Source organism: Dickeya oryzae (assembly GCF_009372235.1).
In the GTDB taxonomy this organism is placed as follows: Bacteria; Pseudomonadota; Gammaproteobacteria; order Enterobacterales; family Enterobacteriaceae; genus Dickeya; species Dickeya oryzae.
Genome location: NZ_ML762924.1, coordinates 110508 through 129382 on the forward strand (window position 1 = coordinate 110508; position 18875 = coordinate 129382).

General features: G+C 56.8%; 13 protein-coding genes and 1 riboswitch. Of the genes, 2 read left to right on the plus strand and 11 right to left on the minus strand.

The genetic code is table 11. The annotated features are described in order from the left end of the window. Positions 1–152: 152 nt before the first annotated feature. The 6 genes from uca to FAZ14_RS10525 form a co-directional block, all read right to left on the minus strand. A complete protein-coding gene (gene uca, locus FAZ14_RS10500; RefSeq protein WP_153508502.1) occupies positions 153–3746 on the minus strand; it encodes an urea carboxylase in 3594 nt (1197 codons plus the stop codon). 100 nt (positions 3747–3846) lie between these two features. Beyond that, positions 3847–4482: an urea amidolyase associated protein UAAP2 gene (locus FAZ14_RS10505; RefSeq protein ID WP_016941585.1), complete on the minus strand. Its 636-nt coding sequence runs from the start codon at positions 4480–4482 to the stop codon at positions 3847–3849. Positions 4483–4484: 2 nt separating this feature from the next. Further along, the gene (locus tag FAZ14_RS10510) at positions 4485–5204 is read right to left on the minus strand and encodes an urea amidolyase associated protein UAAP1 (protein WP_023638586.1); all 720 of its coding nucleotides are present in this window, start codon (positions 5202–5204) and stop codon (positions 4485–4487) included. A 50-nt stretch (positions 5205–5254) separates the two neighbouring features. Next, positions 5255–6034, minus strand: a complete 780-nt coding sequence (locus FAZ14_RS10515) for an ABC transporter ATP-binding protein (protein ID WP_153508503.1) — start codon at positions 6032–6034, stop codon at positions 5255–5257. A 27-nt stretch (positions 6035–6061) separates the two neighbouring features. Then, on the minus strand, positions 6062–6874 hold the full coding sequence (locus tag FAZ14_RS10520; protein WP_012882809.1) for an ABC transporter permease: 813 nt from the start codon (positions 6872–6874) through the stop codon (positions 6062–6064). A gap of 16 nt (positions 6875–6890) precedes the next feature. Beyond that, entirely contained in the window at positions 6891–7946 is a 1056-nt protein-coding gene (locus FAZ14_RS10525; RefSeq protein ID WP_153508504.1) for a putative urea ABC transporter substrate-binding protein, read from the minus strand. 79 nt (positions 7947–8025) lie between these two features. Next, positions 8026–8120: riboswitch (guanidine-I (ykkC/yxkD leader) on the minus strand. 535 nt (positions 8121–8655) lie between these two features. On the opposite strand from FAZ14_RS10525, the gene FAZ14_RS10530 reads away from it, so the two are divergent. Further along, positions 8656–9366, plus strand: coding sequence for a DUF3053 domain-containing protein (locus FAZ14_RS10530; RefSeq protein ID WP_016941581.1), 711 nt, complete (start codon positions 8656–8658; stop codon positions 9364–9366). Positions 9367–9664: 298 nt separating this feature from the next. Here the strand turns inward: FAZ14_RS10530 and FAZ14_RS10535 are convergent, their stop codons facing one another. From FAZ14_RS10535 to fdhD, 3 genes are all read right to left on the minus strand, one after another. Continuing rightward, positions 9665–11551 carry a methyl-accepting chemotaxis protein gene (locus FAZ14_RS10535; RefSeq protein WP_016941578.1) on the minus strand — a complete coding sequence of 629 codons (1887 nt, stop codon included), beginning with the start codon at positions 11549–11551 and terminating at the stop codon, positions 9665–9667. Between the two features lie 467 nt (positions 11552–12018). Continuing rightward, positions 12019–12645, minus strand: a complete 627-nt coding sequence (gene sodA, locus FAZ14_RS10540) for a superoxide dismutase [Mn] (protein WP_016941577.1) — start codon at positions 12643–12645, stop codon at positions 12019–12021. A 272-nt stretch (positions 12646–12917) separates the two neighbouring features. Continuing rightward, the gene (gene fdhD, locus FAZ14_RS10545; protein ID WP_153508505.1) at positions 12918–13736 is read right to left on the minus strand and encodes a formate dehydrogenase accessory sulfurtransferase FdhD; all 819 of its coding nucleotides are present in this window, start codon (positions 13734–13736) and stop codon (positions 12918–12920) included. A 363-nt stretch (positions 13737–14099) separates the two neighbouring features. Here fdhD and exaC point away from each other — a divergent pair, with 363 nt between their 5' ends. Then, positions 14100–15635, plus strand: coding sequence for an acetaldehyde dehydrogenase ExaC (exaC, locus tag FAZ14_RS10550; protein ID WP_016941575.1), 1536 nt, complete (start codon positions 14100–14102; stop codon positions 15633–15635). 159 nt (positions 15636–15794) lie between these two features. On the opposite strand, the gene xylB is transcribed toward exaC, so the two are convergent. After that, on the minus strand, positions 15795–17255 hold the full coding sequence (gene xylB / locus FAZ14_RS10555; RefSeq protein ID WP_153508506.1) for a xylulokinase: 1461 nt from the start codon (positions 17253–17255) through the stop codon (positions 15795–15797). 154 nt (positions 17256–17409) lie between these two features. Continuing rightward, positions 17410–18729, minus strand: coding sequence for a xylose isomerase (gene xylA, locus FAZ14_RS10560; RefSeq protein ID WP_016941573.1), 1320 nt, complete (start codon positions 18727–18729; stop codon positions 17410–17412). Positions 18730–18875: the final 146 nt, after the last annotated feature.

Here is an 18875-nt window from a genome sequence, read left to right on the forward strand (position 1 = left end):
TTAAATATTGGCTTGTGTCCCGCGATTATGCAGGTCGCCCGCCTCCCCAAGAGGTGGCTTAGGGCTGGCAATACAATAAACCCGCACGCTATCCTCCACATGCGGGTTCAGGTTTTACATGATGCCTGTTCTCTGGTGAAGGTTCCCGTTGGTTAATGTTCTGCCGGTTCGATCACCATCAGTAACTGCCCGGCTTGCACCTGATGCCCTGCCTGACGATGCAACGTATGAATGACACCGGCGACCGGTGCGATAATGGGGATTTCCATTTTCATCGATTCCAGAATACCGACGATTTGCCCGGCACTGACGCTGTCACCGGGGGCGGCAAGCCATTGCCACACACTCCCTGCCACCTGACTTTCCACCGCGTAACCGTTAGCCGGAATCACCTCATCATCGCTGGCCGTTTCTTGCAGGCTGCTGTCGAAGGTGAACTGGCCGTCGGCGCGCCAGCGTGCCAGCTCTTCGTCGAAGGCCAGTTGTCGCTGTTGCTGGAAGGTATCGATAGAGGGTTGCTGTTCAGCCAGCATGTGCTGGTAGTCGGCGAGGCGAAATTCCCCCTCTTCAATGCGCAACGGATAATCTCCCCACGGGAAGCGTTCACGGATAGCCAGCAACTCCTGTGCGCTGACCGGATAAAAGCGAATCTGATCGAAAAAGCGCAGCAGCCATGGCTGGCGAAAGACATCGGTTTGCCGATCGCGATTCCACATCTGTAACGTGCGGCCCACGAACTGATAGCCGCCGGGGCCTTCCATACCGTATACACACAGATACGCGCCGCCGATGCCGACCGAGTTTTCCGCCGTCCAGGTGCGGGCCGGGTTGTACTTGGTGGTGACCAGCCGGTGGCGTGGGTCGAGTGGGGTGGCGACGGGTGCGCCGAGGTAGACATCGCCCAACCCCATCACCAGATAATGGGCGTTGAAGACGATCTCTTTGACCTGCTCTACCGACGCCAGCCCGTTGATGCGGCGAATGAATTCGATGTTGCTGGGGCACCAGGGCGCGCCGGGTCTGACCGATTGGGTATAGCGGGTGATGGCTTCGCGGCAGGCGTCGTCATCCCAACTGAGCGGCAGCCAGACGGTACGGGAGGGCACGGCGGCGTGCCGCAGGTCGCCGAGGGCGTCGTCCGCCTGTTGCAGGTGCGTCAGCAGCGCGCTGCGTGGGCAGCGCAGGCTGTCGAAATGGATTTGCAGCGAACGAATGCCCGGCGTCAGTTCCTGCACACCCGGCAGCGGGTGCTGTTCCAGCCACTGCATCAGCGCGTGTACGCGAAAACGCAACGCGATATCCAGCCGGTGCTCGCCGTATTCCAGCAACAGGAAACGATCGCCTGCGGCGAGGCAGGTCACCGAAGGTCGCTCGTCCCGTGCCGCTCGGTGGTACAGCACCGGCGACGGGCAACAGGGGACGGGAGCGGGCTCTGCGGCAGGGAGACCGGCGGCGATGGCGCATTCCGCTGCGCGTGCCAGCTCGTCCGCCTGTTCCAGCGTGACCGGAATAAAACGAATGCTGTCGCCTGCTTTGAGCTGGCCCAGTTTCCACAAGTCAGCGTGGATCACCGTAGCCGGGCAGACGAAGCCGCCCAGTGACGGCCCATCCGGCCCCAGAATCACCGGCATATCGCCGGTAAAGTCGACGGTGCCGAAGGCGTAGGCGTTGTCGTGAATATTGGACGGGTGCATACCGGCTTCGCCGCCGTCGCTTCGCGCCCACTGGGGTTTGGGACCAATCAGTCGGATACCGGTGCGGCTGGAATTGTAATGCACCTGCCAGTCAGCGGCGAAAAAGGTGTCGATGTCTTGCGCGGTAAAATAGTCTGGTGCGCCGTGGGGGCCATAAATCACTCGCAGCGACCAGTGGGTATTCCAGTCAGGCGCAGGCAATACGGCGTCTGACATGGGGAGCGCTGGCGCGGCCAGATGCAGTACGTCACCTGCGCGCAAGGCCCGTCCGGCATGGCCGCCGAACTTGCCGAGTGTGAAGGTGCTGCGGCTGCCCAGGTAGGTCGGGCAGGCCAGGCCGCCTGCCAGCAACAGGTAGCTGCGGCAACCGGCACCCTGAATATCACCGAGCGTGAGCGTTTGTCCGGCGCGGGCGTGGTGAACGCGTCCGCCGTCGAGGGCGGCATTATCCAGTCGGATGTCGATGACAGCGCCGGTCACCACGAATGCGCAGTCATGGTTGAAACGCAGGGTTGGCCCACGCAGGGTGATCTCCAGTCCGGCGGCATCGGGTGCGTTGCCCAGCAACTGATTGCCAAGCCGGAATGAGTGGGTATCGAAGGGGCCGGAAGGCGGTACACCGACATGCCAATAGCCGATGCGGCCGGGGGCATCCTGCACGGTCGTCAGTGTGCCGCCGCTGAGCACATCCAGCGTCGCGGGCTGCCAGACAACCTCACCCAGAGTCGCGGTGATGATTTCTCCGTGTCTGACCGCAGGCAGGGGCAGCAGGTGGCGTAGCCAGTCGAGGTTGGTTTCGATGCCGTACAGCGACGTGGCCGTCAGCGCCTGTGCCATACCGTCGAGGGCGGCATCCCGGTTGTCACCGTGTACGAGGATTTTCGCCAGCATTGGGTCATAGAACGGCGATACCTCGCTGCCGCTGTCCAGCCAATGGTCGATGCGCAGGGTAAGCCCGGGCAAGGCGTCTGGAAAATCGACATGACTGAGCAAGCCAGCACAGGGCTGGAACTGTTTGGCCGGGTCTTCGGCGTATAACCGCACCTGAATGGCGTGACCGCGAGGTGTGGTGATAAGCGTATCAAGCGGCGGCAGGCAACCTGCGCCCAGTTCTACCATCCACTGCACGATGTCGACGCCGTACACCAGCTCGGTGACGCCGTGCTCGACCTGGAGACGGGTGTTGACCTCCAGAAACCAGAACTGCTTGCTGCCCTCGTCATACACATACTCGACCGTGCCTGCACTGCGGTAATTGACTGCCTGACACAGCCGAATGGCGGTAGCCTGCAGTTCAGCGCGCACGCTGTCACTCAGGTGGGGCGCCGGGGTTTCTTCAATCACTTTCTGGTTGCGGCGTTGGGCGGAGCAATCGCGCTCGCCAAGGGCTATCACGTTGCCCTGGCCGTCGCCGAAGACCTGCACTTCGATGTGGCGGGCCTGAGCGATGAATTTTTCCAGAAATACGCCGTCGTCGGCGAAATTGTTACCTGCCAGTCGTTTGACGCGGGTAAACGCATCAACCAGTTGGGCGGGGTCATTGCAGCGCTGCATGCCGATGCCGCCGCCGCCTGCGGTGCTCTTTAACATCACCGGATAACCGATACGTTGTGCCTGTTCGCAGGCGCTGTCCAGCGAGGTGAGCAAGCCGCTGCCGGGCAGCAGAGGGACGTCGTTCTGTTGTGCCAGTGCCCGGGCCTGATGCTTGAGGCCGAACGCGGTCATCTGTGCGACGGTCGGGCCGAGGAACACCAGGCCTGCTTGTTCGCAGCGGATCACAAAACCGGCGTTTTCACTCAGAAAACCATAACCGGGGTGGATCGCCTGCGCGCCACATTGAGCGGCGATATGCAGCAATTTGTCCTGATTCAGGTAGGTATCGCGTACCGGGCCGTCGCCCAACGACCAGGCTTCATCAGCCTGACGCACATGCTGCGAATGACGGTCCGCTTCGGCGTAAACCGCGATGGCTTTTACGCCCATTTTTTTCAGGGTGCGGATGATACGCACCGCAATAGCGCCACGGTTGGCAATCAATACACGCTCAAACATGACCGAGTCTCTTACGGGCAGGTCGTCCTGCGCTATTCTGGACGCGTGTTGCGGGTCGTCCCGCGCGTCACTGTTCCCGATGTGTGCCGTGTCGCTCTGTTTACCAGATAGCGATATCGACAGGTGTGGGGTTGTAGCCGTTGCAGGGGTTATTCAACTGCGGACAATTGGAGATCAGCACCAGTACGTTCATTTTCGCTACCATTTCCACGTATTTTCCCGGTGCGGAGATACCGTCGGCAAAGGTCAGCCCACCGTCCGGCGTGACCGGCACGTTCATAAAGAAATTGATGTTGTGGGTGATGTCGCGTTTGGTCAGCTGGTACTCCGGGTGTTGCGCTACCGCCAGCATCCAGCTGTCGCGGCAGGCATGCATGTGGCGTTTTTCCAGATCGTAGCGCACCGTGTTGCTCTCGGTGGCGCACGCGCCACCGAGCGTGTCATGACGGCCGCAGGTATCCGCCACGATTTCCAGCATCGGGCGGTCTTCATTGGAACGCAGCACGCTGCCGGTAGTGAGGAAGACATTACCCTGGCCGCGCAGGGTGTCGCTCATGCTGTAGCGTTCAGCAGTATCGTCAGCATTGTAGAACAGGGTATCGGCGGCCTGATTTCCTTCGAGGTCGGTAATGCGCAGCGTCTGACCGGCTTCGAGGCGGTGTAACCAGTAGTCGCCAGCTTGAACGGTGGCGCGGTAAACCGCCGTGGCGGGGTCGCGTTGACTGGTCTTTATCATGTTCAGACTCCTTGTGGCTGTTCAGCCAGATAATAAAGTGTGTTGTTGCGAAGCCCACGCTGGTTTTCCGGGCGCTCCAGACAGATAGCCGGTAGCGGCGCGCGCTGATAATCCAGTGTCAGACGCACCGGATGGCGCGGATAATCGGTGGCGGTGCTAAGCGGGTGCGGGCAGGTGTGCAGAATCACCAGCGTGTCCATGGCGAAGCGCAGCGTGACGCTGGCACCGGCTTTACCCTGTTGCTCAAGCCGCAGGTTTCCGTTGTCATCGCTACCGACATGGGCGAAAAAGTTGACGCACGCCGCCATGTCGCGCTTGCCGAGACCGTATTTGGCCAGTTCCACCAGAAAGCTGTCGTAGCCGTTTTGGTGACGTTCATTGCGGGCTTGCTGGTAGTTCAGCTCGCCAAACTGACGTGCCACCTGCTGGGCATTGGCGGTGCCACACACGGTGTCATGCCAGCCGAAACCATCGGCTTCGATACCGCAGAAAATGCGGCCCATATCCGAATACAGGCAGTGCCCGGTCGTCAGGCGAAACGTGTGCTGGCATTTGAGCGTATCCGGGGCGTTGTAGCGCTCCAGCGTGTTTTCCGGGTTGTAGAACAACATACCGACGTTGGCACCGCCTTCGATGTCGGTCAGACGCAGCGCAGTACCGCGGCGCATCAGCAGCGACCAGTGCGACCCGGCGGGCAGCTCGGTGAGATAATGTTCATTCATGGTGTTCAGGGTGTTGTGCATAGTGTCTTGCATAGTGTGATTCCTCCTGGTCAGGCGACATGCCGCTGCCTGTCAATCAGTTCTCCCACTGAAGCCCGCACACCGGCTGGTGCGCGCTCCAATGGCAGGTCATAGGTGATGCTGGCACCAAAGGCGTCTGGTGCTTGTGGGTCCTGACGGAGCTTGTCGAACACCCACAGGCGTGACCCGAGTGAGAATCCCTCTTTAAGGTCATGGGTGATCATGAAAATGGTCAGGCGGTGTTCCTGCCATAACTGGCTGATCAACTGGTGCATTTCGGCACGGATGCCGGGGTCGAGCGCACCGAAGGGTTCATCCAGCAGCAAAATGCGTGGGCGCTTAATCAACGCCTGCGCCAGCGCCAGCCGTTGTTGCATGCCACCGGATAACTGATGCGGATACTTCTGGGCGGATTGCTCCAGCCCGACCTGACGCAGCATTGCCATCGCCTGATCACGAAGCGCCTGGCGGCGCTTGCCCCATACCCGGCCGAGCCAACGCGCTTCGGCGAACTCCGCGCCAATCAGCACGTTTTCCACCACCCGCAGATGAGGGAACACCGAGTAGCGCTGGAATACCACGCCGCGATGTTCATCTGGCTCTTGCGGCATTGGCTCGCCGTCGAGTAGCAGTTGGCCGCTACTGGGGCTTTCGGTGCCGAGCAGCATCTTGAGAAACGTGGTTTTGCCGCAGCCGGAGGCACCGACAATAGAAACGAATTCACCCTCCTCAACGGAGATGTTGAGCCGTTCCAGCACCACCTGACCGTCGTACTCTTTTTTGAGGTTTTTTAGCGTTAATAACGACATAGGTTCTCCTGCGTTCTGGCCAGTGGCTTATTTCGCGTAATACCAGGGCCAGCCGCGACGGCTGATGACCCGTAGCAGCACATCAAGCAAAAACGCCAGCACCGTTATCCAGGCGACGTAGGGCAGAATGACATCCATCGCCAGATAGCGACGCATCAGGAAGATGCGGTAGCCCAGCCCTTCGGTGGCGGCGATAGCTTCGGCGGCGATCAGAAACAGCCAGGCGGAGCTGAGCGACAGGCGTACGGCGTCCAGTAAGCGTGGCATCAGCTGTGGCAGGATCACCCGCCACAGGATTTGGCCGCTGTGGCCGCCGAGGGTTTGCGCTTTTACCAGTTGTTCCTGCGGCAGGCTCTGGATATAGAGTTGCAGGTCCCGCACGATGAATGGCGTGATGCCCACCATAATCAACACCACCTTGGATACCTCGCCCAGCCCGAAAACGATGAATAGGATCGGTAGCACCGCCAACGGTGGGATCAGCGCAAACAAGGTGATCAGCGGCGACAGGGTGGCGCGCACCGCCGGGAGTGCGCCACATAGCAGCCCGAAGACCAGCGCCAGCACGGCGCTTAAACCCACGCCGGTCAACAACCGCAGCAGGCTGGCGGCGGTGTCGACCCACAGCAGGTATTCGCCGGTGCGCTCGTTGGGTTCAAACGCCATACGGTGCATGGCTTGCGCCATCGCCCCCAGGCCTGGCAGCAGTTTGTCAGCGGCGTTCACCGCCAGCCGGGCGTCGGACGCCATCAGGTAGACGAGCAGCAGCGCCAGTAGCGGCAGAAACCCCATCATCCCGCGTGTCAGCGGCAACGGCTGGTAGTTAATCAATTTGCGCATCCGGCGTTCTCCTGTATTACAGCTTGTTGTCGACGGCCAGTTTCAGGAACTCGTCGCTAAAACGCAGTTTGACGTTGTTGGTATTACCCCACAGACCAGCCGGAGTTGAGACACCGACCACGTCTGCGCTGGGGGCGCTGTCACCCAGCAGGCCATGACGGAAGGAGAACTCTGCGACTGACTGCATGGTGGTTTTCAACTGCGGGTTCTGGACGAACTCCAGCGTTTGTTTCGGGGTGGCGAACAGGTGGGTGGCGGCCAGTTGCGCGTCAAACCCGGCCAGGTCGGTACCGGCGGCTTGCCCCATGGCGGTGCGGGCTTCACGGGCGGTAGCGCTGTCGCCTGACATGGTTTGCAGGGTTTCATACCATGCGCCAGTCAGCGCTTTGCCTAACTCCGGGTGATTTTTCAGCGTCGCGGTGTTGACCACCAGTAGATCGAGGATTTCGCCGGGGATTTGCGCGGAAGAAAACGCCAGCTGGCTACCCGGCTGTTTTTTGGCTTCCGCCAGCAGTGGGTTCCAGGTGATGATGGCCTGTACGTCAGGTGTACCAAAGGCGGCGACGAGATCAGCATCGGCGGTGTTCACCACCTTGATGTCTTTCTCGCTCATACCGTTCTTTTCCAGCGCTCGTGCCAGCAGGTAGTGAGAGACCGACAGTTGCACCAGATTAATCGGTTTGCCTTTGAGTGACGCCAGGCTGTTGGTCCCTTTGATCAGAATGCCGTCGTTGCCGTTTGAGTAGTCGCCGACGATAAGTGCGGTGCTGTCCACGCCGCCTGCGGCAGGAATAGTCAGCGCGTCCATGTTGGTCATGGCGCAGCCGTCAAAACCACCAGAGGTGTATTGGTTAACGGATTCAATGTAATCGTTGACCTGTACAAACTGGATATCAATGCCGTACTTGTCGGCCCATTTTTTGATAATGCCGTGCTGCTGGGCGTAATCCCAAGGCATCCAGCCGGCATAAATAGACCAGCAGAGTTTAAACGCGGGTTTGTCCGCGGCCTGTACGCCGAGGCTGCACAGTGCCAGTGCGCAAACAAGGAGTAATCGTTGAATCGTTTTCATGGTGAATGTCCTCTGACGTTGGGCGCAATCATTAAAGAAAGAAAAAAGCAGGAGGGCGGCGAGCATGCATCTCGCTGTATCCTCCCGGGCTTTTTTCCCGCCGTGTAACCGCCAGAGGGCGGTCGGTAACTCTCGGACCTGCGCAGTAAAGCCGGAACCCTAGTCACCCATTTCCAAATTGTCTGGCGACACCGGTTGCCCGCTATCGCTCCTGCTGTCGATGATATAAAGCAAAATGCTTGCCAGCTTGTGTGGCAACCTGCGTGCCTTTGAAGGGCAATAACCGTGTTTTGATTTATCTATCAAGCTATTAACAGGGGATGTCATCGGGCCAGATGGCAAGTCGGTAAGGGGAGGGATGAGCGATAATGGTTAGCGTGCCTTGTCGGGTTGCACTGTTTATGTGCAAGATGGCACGGTGTTGGTGTGAAAGAGGCCAGTGGTGTGCAGGTTCATGCGCATACTGCCCGTTGCAGGAGCGTGCCTGGGTAACAGAACAGACAATTCTGCAGGTGGCATGGCATTTTTCCGGCGTAGAATAGTGATTCTTAACGGCTGAGCTGGCGGTTGGGTGAAAAAAACAGGCGTGGTATGTGCCATGCGGCGGCTGGTTCGGTTACGCTTAGGGCGATATGACTGTCGGGTGACTGCTCGTTGGTGAGCCAACAAGGTCGCCGGGTCACGGTAGTGAAAATAAACAGGAGTAGTAATGATGTTGGCGGATTACCGTTCGCGCTGGCTGCTGCCAGTGGTTATGTTGGTTGTGGCATTGCAACTGTCGGCCTGCGGCGACAAGGATAAGGATGCTCGTCAGGCGTTCATCACTTTCCTGCAGGGAATTTCACAACAGGAAGGGCGTCAGTTGCCAGCGTTGACCGAACAGCAGAAACAGAGCTTCGGGCGCTTTACCCAGGATTACGCTGTGATGACCGATTTCAACCAGCAGTTGGATCAGGCATTAGCGGGCAGCCTGACACCGGTGCTGGATGTGATATCCCACATTCGTGTACCGCAGGATTACATGACACAACGCGATAACCTGCGTCAGGCGCTTGGTGGCCTGAATATGCTAAGCCCACAGGTGCAGAACGCCAAAACACTGGCGGATAACGCCCGCCGGGCGCTCAAGCAGACGGAAGAATTGCAGTCGGTGTATGACAAGGTCTACAACCGCGCGGTTTCTTTGCCTGCAAACGCGATGGTGACCGTGGTGCCAGCCAGCACGTCATTTGCGCAAAGCGTTGTGCAGGTCGGGGAGTATCTCCAGGCACAGGGCAACCAGGTGGTATTTGGTAACAACGGCGTACAGTTCCACACCCAGCAGCAGGTGGATCAGTACAACAGCCTGATGACGGACATTGCTAACCAACAGCAAAAACTGTTCACCACCCTCAAGTCTCAGAATTTCCTGCCCCACTAAGGTGGTTCGCGATATGGGCCGGTTTTCGCGAAAAGGCCGGCCCATGGCGAAATTTATTGTGATTTAAATCACAGTACGCTCCACACTGGTGCTATCGCTGACGGAACTTATCGCGGGCATCAGCCTGAAAAAAGCCTTCTGATTTCAGTGTGCGGTTGGCGTCTGCCATTACCATCCACCATAAACACCCGCCATAAAAAAGGGCAACCCAGCCGGGTTGCCCTTTTCTGTGCTGTTTTATCGCTTCCCCTTTTTACCGGTTTTGCTGTGGTAAAAAGGGGGGGCGTTTGATGACTGATTAACGCTTATAAGACAGCTGTTGTTGGTGACTGGCGAATGGCAAACCGTGACTCGCGGGTGCCAGCTCATGCGTGGATGAGAGGCGGAAAACCGATACGGCGTTGGAGAGCACCATAGCCTGTTCTTCCAGCGAGCTGGCGGCAGCGGACGACTGCTGCACCAGTGCGGCGTTTTGCTGGGTGGTGCTGTCCATCTCGACAATTGCCTGATTCACCTGCGCGATACCGCGACTTTGCTCATCGGACGCGACGGTAATTTCACCCATAATGTCGTGTACATGCGTTACCGCAGTCACGATCTCCTGCATGGTTTTACCCGCCGAGTGGACCAGATGCGCCCCTTTCGATACCTGCTCGACCGAGGTGGAAATCAAGCCTTCAATTTCTTTGGCTGCCTGCGAACTGCGCTGTGCCAGGTTACGCACTTCATTGGCGACCACGGCGAAACCACGACCCTGCTCACCCGCACGGGCCGCCTCTACCGCGGCGTTAAGCGCCAGAATATTCGTCTGGAACGCAATACCGTTGATGACAGAGGTGATTTCCGCGATGCGCTTGGAACTGCCTTCGATATCGGACATGGTTTGCACCACATCGGCGACCAGTTTGCCGCCTTCCTGCGCGGTGTGCGTGGCATCCAGCACCAGTTTGTTGGCCTGGTGGGCGTTAGCGGCGTTCTGTTTCACGGTAGCGGTGAGCTGTTCCATGCTGGCGGCGGTTTCTTCTACCGATGCCGCCTGAGATTCGGTGCGGGCGGCCAGATCGTTATTGCCGGTGACAATTTCGCTGGCGGCGGTGGTTATCTGAGTGACCCCCATCCGAATATCATCGATCATGTTATGCAGGTTGGCCTTCATTTTTGCCATTGCACCAAACAGCATACCCAGCTCGTCGTGGCGTGTGGTTTCAATCGCGACAGTCAGATCGCCGGTGGCGATACTTTCAGCAATAGCCACTGTACTGTTTAATGGACGGGTAATCAGGTGCGAGATATACCAGGCAATCAGCGCGCCGAGTATCAGGGTAATCAGCGAGGTAATGGCAATCTGCCATTCGGCACTGGTGATATCGCTCTGAGTAGCGGCGGTTTCCTCTGCGACCATCTTATCGACCGTGTCGAGCAGTTGATTAGCCGTTTCACCCAGCTGTTTGGCTTGTTCCATCTCCACCGTATAAGCCGGAAGGTAAGCCAGGATCTGCGTTTTATAGGTCGACAGCGTAGAGACAACCGGTGCCATAATCTCCTGCTGCTCCGGTGTCAGCACCTGAATAAATTGGCTGAGGCCTTTTTGTGCATCGTCCAGCGCCGCAATCAGCGGTTTTTCCGACTCACTATTTAATGACAACAGCAGGCCGCGTACCAGGTAACGCACGTTCACCAGCTTTTGGTGCAACGAGGTCAGTTGTAACTGCAGCGGCATGTTGCCAGCGACCTGTTGTTCTATTTGTTTGAGCGGCTTTTCAGAGTCGGACAGGTTCCAGCTTTTTCTGACGGCATCTTTTTTGGCTACCGCGTCGGTATAATTTTTCTGACGCTCTTTATATAGCGCAATCAGCTTGCTGATATTATCCAGACGCTCATTATAATCGCCACGCCAGGGTTTATCCTGAATAGAAGAAATTAATTTAACAATATTATCAATGTGTTTACTATTTTCTTTAATACTATCTGGGCTATAGCTGGCACTATACAGTGCGCGATAATAACGGGCTTCAGTAACTTCATCATTGATTTGGTTGCTGAAGATAACTTTTTCAAAACGCCCCTTCAGTGTTTCAATATAGCGGACACTCACGGCCGCAATAACGACAGTCAGTAATAGGATCAAGGAGAAACCTAATCCTAACTTCTTGCCCACTTTGATATTTTCGAATTTTATAGCCATTGGTTTTCTTCCATCATTAATAGGCTCTTAATCACCGGGGATTTAGCTGTTCACTATCAGGTTACCCTGCATCACCTGGCTTTTCCGATACGGGGAGCAGGGTTATTGCCCCTCGTGGTTGCGTACCCCAGCTGATATCAGGAACGCTGCCTGGTTGTTGCTTTTTTTGCTGTGCTTTTAAATCTATTGGGTAATTGTGTGAATATAAAATTGCCATGCTGGCGGCCATATACCGACTATGACGAGAGCACGCTGAATCTATCGGCGTACCCTGCTAAAACTTTATACCCGCCATACTTCAAGTTGCCGGTGTGTTAGGCGTTCCTGCAACCCGAATGATTTAAGGTATACACTGTTTTTCCCGTTCATGATTCGAAAAACACAATAAAAAAACCCGGTATAACGAAAGTTATTCCGGGTTTGTCGGGTTTAATTTCCTGTTCGGAAATTAATTGTTACTTTCTGTATTATTTCTTCGCTTCGGCAAAACGCTTAGCGGCTTCGTCCCAGTTTACAACGCTCCAGAAGGCTTTGATGTAATCCGGGCGACGGTTCTGATATTTCAGGTAGTAGGCGTGTTCCCACACGTCCAGCGCGATGAGCGGGTAGCCGGAGGCACCGGAAATCGCTTCACCCATCAGCGGGCTGTCCTGGTTGGCAGTGGAAACCACAGCCAGCTTGCCGTCATCTTTCAGTACCAGCCACGCCCAGCCTGAACCGAAACGGGTTGCGGCAGCCTGCTCGAATTTTGCTTTGAACTCGTCAACGCTGCCGAAATCACGCTCAATCGCGGCTTTCAGTTCGCCTTCCAGCGTAGTGCCCAGTTTCAGCCCTTTCCAGAACAGGCTGTGGTTGGCATGGCCACCGGCGTTATTACGCAGCGGGCCTTTCTTGTCAGCAGGCAGTTGATCCAGCTTGGTGATCAACTCTTCGGCAGACAGGCTGGCAAATTCAGGCAGGGACTCCAGCGCTGCGTTAGCGTTATTGACGTAGGCCTGGTGGTGTTTGGAGTGATGGATTTCCATCGTCTGCGCGTCGAAATGCGGCTCCAGTGCGTCATAAGCATAAGGCAGGGATGGCAGTGAATAACTCATGTTTAGCATCTCCATTGTTGTGGTGCGCAAATTCTTGTCATGTACAAATCGTTATCATGCACAAGGCGTTTGTGTAACCGGTCTGTGCGGCACCGTCGTTTGTTAGCACCGCGTAAGCATTAAGTTCATTATAGTTAATTAAATGATCTTGAAAACGATTATTCACGGTGAAAGCCAGATTAATGTGGGGTTTTATCCTATTATTACAATTGGTTATGCCGTAATTAGACTAGCTAACAACAAATCGATCTAAGCTATACCCGGCGCAGCCGTTATGGCTGCAACCGTTGCGGATGGGTATAGATGGTGGCGCGCCCGGGGCGGCAAAAGCCAACCAGCGTGAGATTGCAACGCTCCGCGACCTCTACGGCCAGTGAGGTGGCGGCAGAAACCGCAAACAGGATTTCCACACCACACATCGCGGATTTCTGCACCATTTCATAGCTGGCGCGACTGGAGACCAGCGCGGCACCTTGTTGCCAGGGCTGGCGTGCCCGTGTTCCCAATAGTTTATCCAGCGCTACGTGGCGACCGACGTCTTCACAACCGCCCAGTAACTCGCCTTGCGGCGACAGCCAGGCCGCCGCATGGGTCGCACCGGTCAGCGCACCAGCCTGTTGCACGTTTTTTAATGCCTGTAATGCGCCTTCCAGACAAGACAACGAGAAGTGCTGTGTAAATGGCAGTGGCGCTACCGGTTTACCAATTTCCGCCAGTTGCTCCACACCACACACACCGCAGCCGGTGCGCCCATCCATCGCTCGCCGACGTGCTTTTAGCCCGGCAAAACGGCGGCTGGACAGCTCTATTTGTACTTCGATACCGTTACATACCGGCACAACATCCATGCCGTAAATATCCTGCGCCGACTCAATGATGCCTTCTGATAAAGAAAAGCCGAGCGCAAACGGTTCGAGATCTTTTGGCGATGCCATCATCACGACGTGTGAAATACCGTTGTAAACCAGCGCCACCGGCACTTCTTCCGCCAGCCAGTCCTGCTGCGGTAAATCCAGCGCACCCTGACGCCAGACATGATGCTGGCAGGCGCCAGAACGCGCTGCAACGTCCTGAGAATCATCACTGTTCACTGTGTTGTGCCTGTTGTTGGTGAATCTATTCCGACATTATTTCACCGCCGTGGCGACGATGCGAATTTTTATCCTGCCACAGTGCGGCTATCCCATTGAGTGTAAAAGCGCTGGCATCAATGCGGGGATAGCAAACTGTGCGCTGTGTCGAAGAGTGATATTTTTTACTGCTACAGGGCTTTTACAATCCGGCAACACTGTATACGATTTAATCATTACTTTCTGTGAGGACCAATCAGCCAGATTAGGGTCTATCCTTGCCGACGTTTGCGCCGACGAGGTCTGGCTGCCGCACGCAGGGGCACCGGCATGAGGCCGCGTATCTTCCTGCAATGACACGTTGTGTTACCAAAGGAGAAAGGAATGGACATCGATAACGCAAGCCGGGTGAAACCTGGTGAATACGGCCCTGCCCTTACGCTGAAAAAGCGTTATGACAACTTTATCGGCGGCGCGTGGGTCCCGCCCTCCGGTGGAGAGTATTATGTCAACCTGACGCCGGTGACCGGACAACCCCTGTGCGAAGTCGCCAGCTCCAGCAGCCGTGATGTTGATCATGCGCTGGATGCCGCTCACAAGGCCAGCGCGGAGTGGGGGGCCCTCTCTAGCCGCGAGCGTGCGCAAATCCTCAACCGGATAGCCGACCGTATGGAGGCGAATCTGGAACTGTTGGCCAGCGCGGAAACCTGGGATAACGGAAAGCCTATCCGTGAAACCATGAATGCTGATGTGCCGTTGGGCATCGATCATTTCCGTTACTTTGCCGCCTGTATCCGCGCGCAGGAAGGGTCTATCAGCGAAATCGATCATGACACTGTCGCCTACCATTTCCATGAGCCGCTGGGCGTTGTCGGGCAAATTATCCCCTGGAACTTCCCGTTGCTGATGGCGTGCTGGAAGCTGGCACCGGCGCTGGCTGCCGGTAACTGCATCGTACTGAAGCCGGCCAAACTGACCCCGCTGTCGGTGCTGCTGCTGATGGAATTGATTCAGGATATTTTGCCGCCGGGCGTACTGAACGTGGTGAACGGGGCGGGTGGGCAGATTGGTGAATATCTGGCGACATCGCCGCGTATCGCCAAAGTCGCCTTTACCGGCTCGACCGAAGTGGGCCAGCAGATCATGGGGTATGCGGCGCAGAACGTTATCCCGGTTACGCTGGAACTGGGCGGCAAATCGCCGAACATTTTCTTTGCCGACGTAATGGACCAGGAAGACAGTTTCTTTGACAAAGTGCTCGAAGGGTTCGCGCTGTTTGCCTTCAACCAGGGCGAAGTCTGTACCTGTCCGAGCAGGGCATTGATTCAGGAGTCTATCTACGAGCGGTTTATGGAACGCGCCATCAAACGCGTCGAGTCTATTCGGGTCGGTAACCCACTCGATAGCCAGACCATGATGGGCGCGCAGGTCTCAGCCGGTCAGCTGGATACCATCCTCAACTACATTGATATCGGTAAGAAAGAAGGGGCGGAAGTTCTGACGGGTGGGCACCGTAAAGTGCTGCCGGGAGAACTGGCGCAAGGCTACTATCTGGAACCGACGATCCTGTTCGGCCAGAACAGCATGCGCGTGTTCCAGGAAGAGATCTTTGGACCGGTACTGGCGGTCACCACCTTCAAAACACCGGAAGAAGCGCTGGCGATTGCCAACGATACGCCTTACGGTCTGGGGGCGGGTGTGTGGAGCCGCAATACCAACATTGCGTACCGTATGGGGCGCGGCATCCAGGCAGGCCGTGTCTGGACCAACTGTTACCATGCTTACCCGGCCCATGCCGCGTTCGGTGGTTATAAACAGTCCGGTGTCGGGCGTGAAAACCACAAGATGATGCTGGAACACTACCAGCAGACCAAATGCTTGCTGGTGAGCTACTCCGAAAAACCGCTCGGTCTGTTCTAACCCGACAACCGTGCGTTGTCACCTGACAGACGATACAGGGGCTACATCTGCAGCCCCTTTTTTTGTCTATAGAAAACCCCCAGCCAGGCTGGGGGTTCCGTTTTGCTCGATATCTGGACGAGTTGCATTAACACCTCGTTCAGAAGCAAAGAGAAAAGATTAGGACATCAGCGGCAACAGAGACTGGTAAAGCTGGCGGAATACGGTGCGTTGTTGTGCGTACTGCGCATGGCGCGTGGCATCAGGCTGGTGAACCTGCTCCAGTGGTAAGGCGGGCAATAACTGCGCCAGTGGGATGGTCGGATTTAGCGCGATTTGTGCCAGCCTTGCTGCACCCAGTGCCGGGCCCACATCGCCGCCGGTGCGGTATTCCAGCGTCTTGCCGCTGATATCGGCCAGCATTTGCCGCCAGTAAGCGCTGCGCGCACCGCCGCCAATCAGCGTGACCCGCTGAGGTTCCAGCCCGGTTGCGTGCAGGGCGTCCATACCGTCCGCCAGGGCAAATCCCACCCCTTCCAGCACCGCGCGTGCCAGCGCGGCACGCCCGTGCGAGTGCGTCAGCCCCCAGAAAGCGCCTTTGGCCTGTGGGTTGTTGTGCGGCGTGCGCTCACCAGACAGATAAGGCAGGAACCACACGGGCGTCGTGGTTTCTTCGGCGCTGGCCTGCTCAGCTTCGTTCAGCAGTGCCGCTACGCTGTCGGCATGGGTCAGTCGGGCTGCCCAGTCGAGGCAGGATGCCGCGCTCAGCATCACGGACATCAGATGCCAACTGTTGGGCAACGCATGGCAAAAGCTGTGAACCGCGCGTTGAGGATTGCTAAGAAAGCCGTTGCTAACCGCGAAATAGACCCCGGATGTACCGAGCGACAACATGGCCTGACCCGCCTGATAAAGACCGACTCCGATGGCACCGGCAGCGTTGTCGCCGCCACCCGCCACGACCGGCACTGATGTCATGCCCCAGCGCTCGGCGAGGTCGGCGCGCAACTGCCCGGTAATCTGGTTACCTTCGAACAGTGCAGGCATCTGGTCGCGGTTAAGCCCGCAGGCTGCGAGCAAGGGGTCGTTCCAGTCGCGCCGGGCGACATCCATCCACAGTGTACCGGCGGCATCGGACATGTCGCTGGCAAAATCCCCCGTCAGCCGCCAGCGCAGATAGTCTTTTGGCAACAACACTTTGTCGATACGTTGAAAAATATCCGGTTCGTGTTGCTGTACCCATTTCAGCTTCGGTGCGGTAAAACCGGGCATCATCAGATTACCGGTGATGCGGCGTGCATCCGGCACCCGTTGTTCCAACTGCTGGCATTGCGCAGCGCTGCGCCCGTCATTCCACAAAATGGCTGGTCGCAGTACCCGTTGCTGTGCATCCAGCAGCGTTGCGCCGTGCATCTGGCCAGTGAGCCCGATGGCGCGAACCGTTTTTAGCGTCTGCTGTGCCGCCAGAGCGCTCAATGCGGCATCGGTAGCCTGCCACCACATTTCCGGGTCCTGTTCTGACCAGAGCGGATGGGGGCGAGAGACACTCAACGGTGCGCTATGACTGGCGGCGACCTCGCCGTTTTCCCGTAATAAAATGGCTTTCACGCCGGATGTGCCAAGATCGATGCCGATGTACATAATGCCTCACTGTGACTCACGTGCGGTTATCAGGCTGCACCCTGATGCGGTGTACCCTGTGGTGATATCCGTACTGCTGGCGCAGAATCCAAAAACCGTGTGGGGTGATGGGGTGTGCGCCAGCTTACATCAATTCAACCGAGCAGATAGCGATTCAACCGAACAGATAACGATTCACCAGATTTTCCAGCCGTTCCTGCTGGCCGCTGTGGTGCTGCGGATTCAACTGGTGGCGGGTGGCGTAGCTTGCCAGCATGTCCAGCGAAGCGTTGCCTTGCAGGATTTGCTGGCCCAGCTCGCTATTCCAGCCTGCGTAGCGGTTGGCAACATGCTGATTGAGTTCGCCGTCTTCCACCATGCGGGCCGCCACTTTGAGCGACAGCGCCATCGTATCCATCGCGCCGATGTGGGCGTGGAACAGGTCGTAGCGATCGGTGCTTTGGCGGCGGACTTTGGCATCGAAATTGAGGCCACCGGTGGTAAAACCACCCGCTTTGAGGATTTCATAAAGCACCAGCGCGTTTTCCTCTACGCTGTTGGGGAACTGGTCGGTATCCCAACCGAGTTGCGCATCGCCACGGTTGGTGTCCACCGAGCCAAAGATACCGAGGGCAATCGCGGTGGCTATCTCATGATGGAAGGTATGCCCAGCCAGTGTGGCGTGATTGGCTTCGATATTGACCTTAATTTCCTTCTCCAGCCCAAATTGTTTGAGGAAGCCATAAACCGTGGCGACATCATAGTCGTACTGATGTTTGGTCGGCTCCTGGGGTTTGGGTTCGATCAGCAATGTACCGTTGAAGCCAATTTTGTGTTTGTGTTCCACCACCATCTGCATGAAGCGGCCAATTTGTTCGCGTTCCTGACGTAAGTCGGTGTTCAATAGGGTTTCATAACCTTCACGGCCACCCCATAACACGTAGTTTTCACCGCCCAGCGTTTTGGTGGCATTCATCGCGCTAAACACTTGTGTCGCCGCCCAGGCGAACACGTCCGGGTCGGGGTTGGTGGCGGCACCAGCGGCATAACGCGGGTTGGTAAAGCAGTTGGCGGTACCCCAGAGCAGCTTCACCCCGGTTTCTTGCTGTTTGGCGGCCAGAATCTCGGTCATGGCGGCAAAATTGTTCAGATACTCCTGAAGAGAACCCCCTTCCGGTGCGACGTCGATATCATGGAAGCAGTAGTAGGGTGCCCCCAGTTTGTGCAGGAATTCAAAGGCGATATCGGCTTTACGTTTGGCCAGCGCCAGTGCGTCGCCGGACTGCTGCCAGGGACGGGCAAAGGCACCCGCACCAAACATATCGGAACCGTTCCAGCAGAAGGTATGCCAATAGCAGACCGCAAAACGCAAGTGGTCAGCCATACGCTTGCCGAGGACGATCTCGTCAGGGTTGTAATGGCGGAAGGCAAACGGATTGCGGCTGCCCTGACCTTCAAAGCGAACTTTTTCTATCTGATCAAAATAAGCGTGCATTGTTATCTCCTTGCAAACCACCGAAATAGCGGTATTCAGCCTTGTTTCAATATTCCGTTCGCCTTGCGATTTCCTCAATTACGTTATTTCACACTGAAATTCAGATAATTATTAAATGTGCGTTTGATCGCAAAAAATAACCGGAA

Coding starts and splice junctions, on each gene's coding strand:
- uca (WP_153508502.1), bottom strand. CDS start 3,746: ATGTTTGAGCGTGTATTGATTGCCAACCGTGGCGCTATTGCGGTGCGT.
- FAZ14_RS10505 (WP_016941585.1), bottom strand. CDS start 4,482: ATGATAAAGACCAGTCAACGCGACCCCGCCACGGCGGTTTACCGCGCC.
- FAZ14_RS10510 (WP_023638586.1), bottom strand. CDS start 5,204: ATGAATGAACATTATCTCACCGAGCTGCCCGCCGGGTCGCACTGGTCG.
- FAZ14_RS10515 (WP_153508503.1), bottom strand. CDS start 6,034: ATGTCGTTATTAACGCTAAAAAACCTCAAAAAAGAGTACGACGGTCAG.
- FAZ14_RS10520 (WP_012882809.1), bottom strand. CDS start 6,874: ATGCGCAAATTGATTAACTACCAGCCGTTGCCGCTGACACGCGGGATG.
- FAZ14_RS10525 (WP_153508504.1), bottom strand. CDS start 7,946: ATGAAAACGATTCAACGATTACTCCTTGTTTGCGCACTGGCACTGTGC.
- FAZ14_RS10530 (WP_016941581.1), top strand. CDS start 8,656: ATGATGTTGGCGGATTACCGTTCGCGCTGGCTGCTGCCAGTGGTTATG.
- FAZ14_RS10535 (WP_016941578.1), bottom strand. CDS start 11,551: ATGGCTATAAAATTCGAAAATATCAAAGTGGGCAAGAAGTTAGGATTA.
- sodA (WP_016941577.1), bottom strand. CDS start 12,645: ATGAGTTATTCACTGCCATCCCTGCCTTATGCTTATGACGCACTGGAG.
- exaC (WP_016941575.1), top strand. CDS start 14,100: ATGGACATCGATAACGCAAGCCGGGTGAAACCTGGTGAATACGGCCCT.
- xylB (WP_153508506.1), bottom strand. CDS start 17,255: ATGTACATCGGCATCGATCTTGGCACATCCGGCGTGAAAGCCATTTTA.
- xylA (WP_016941573.1), bottom strand. CDS start 18,729: ATGCACGCTTATTTTGATCAGATAGAAAAAGTTCGCTTTGAAGGTCAG.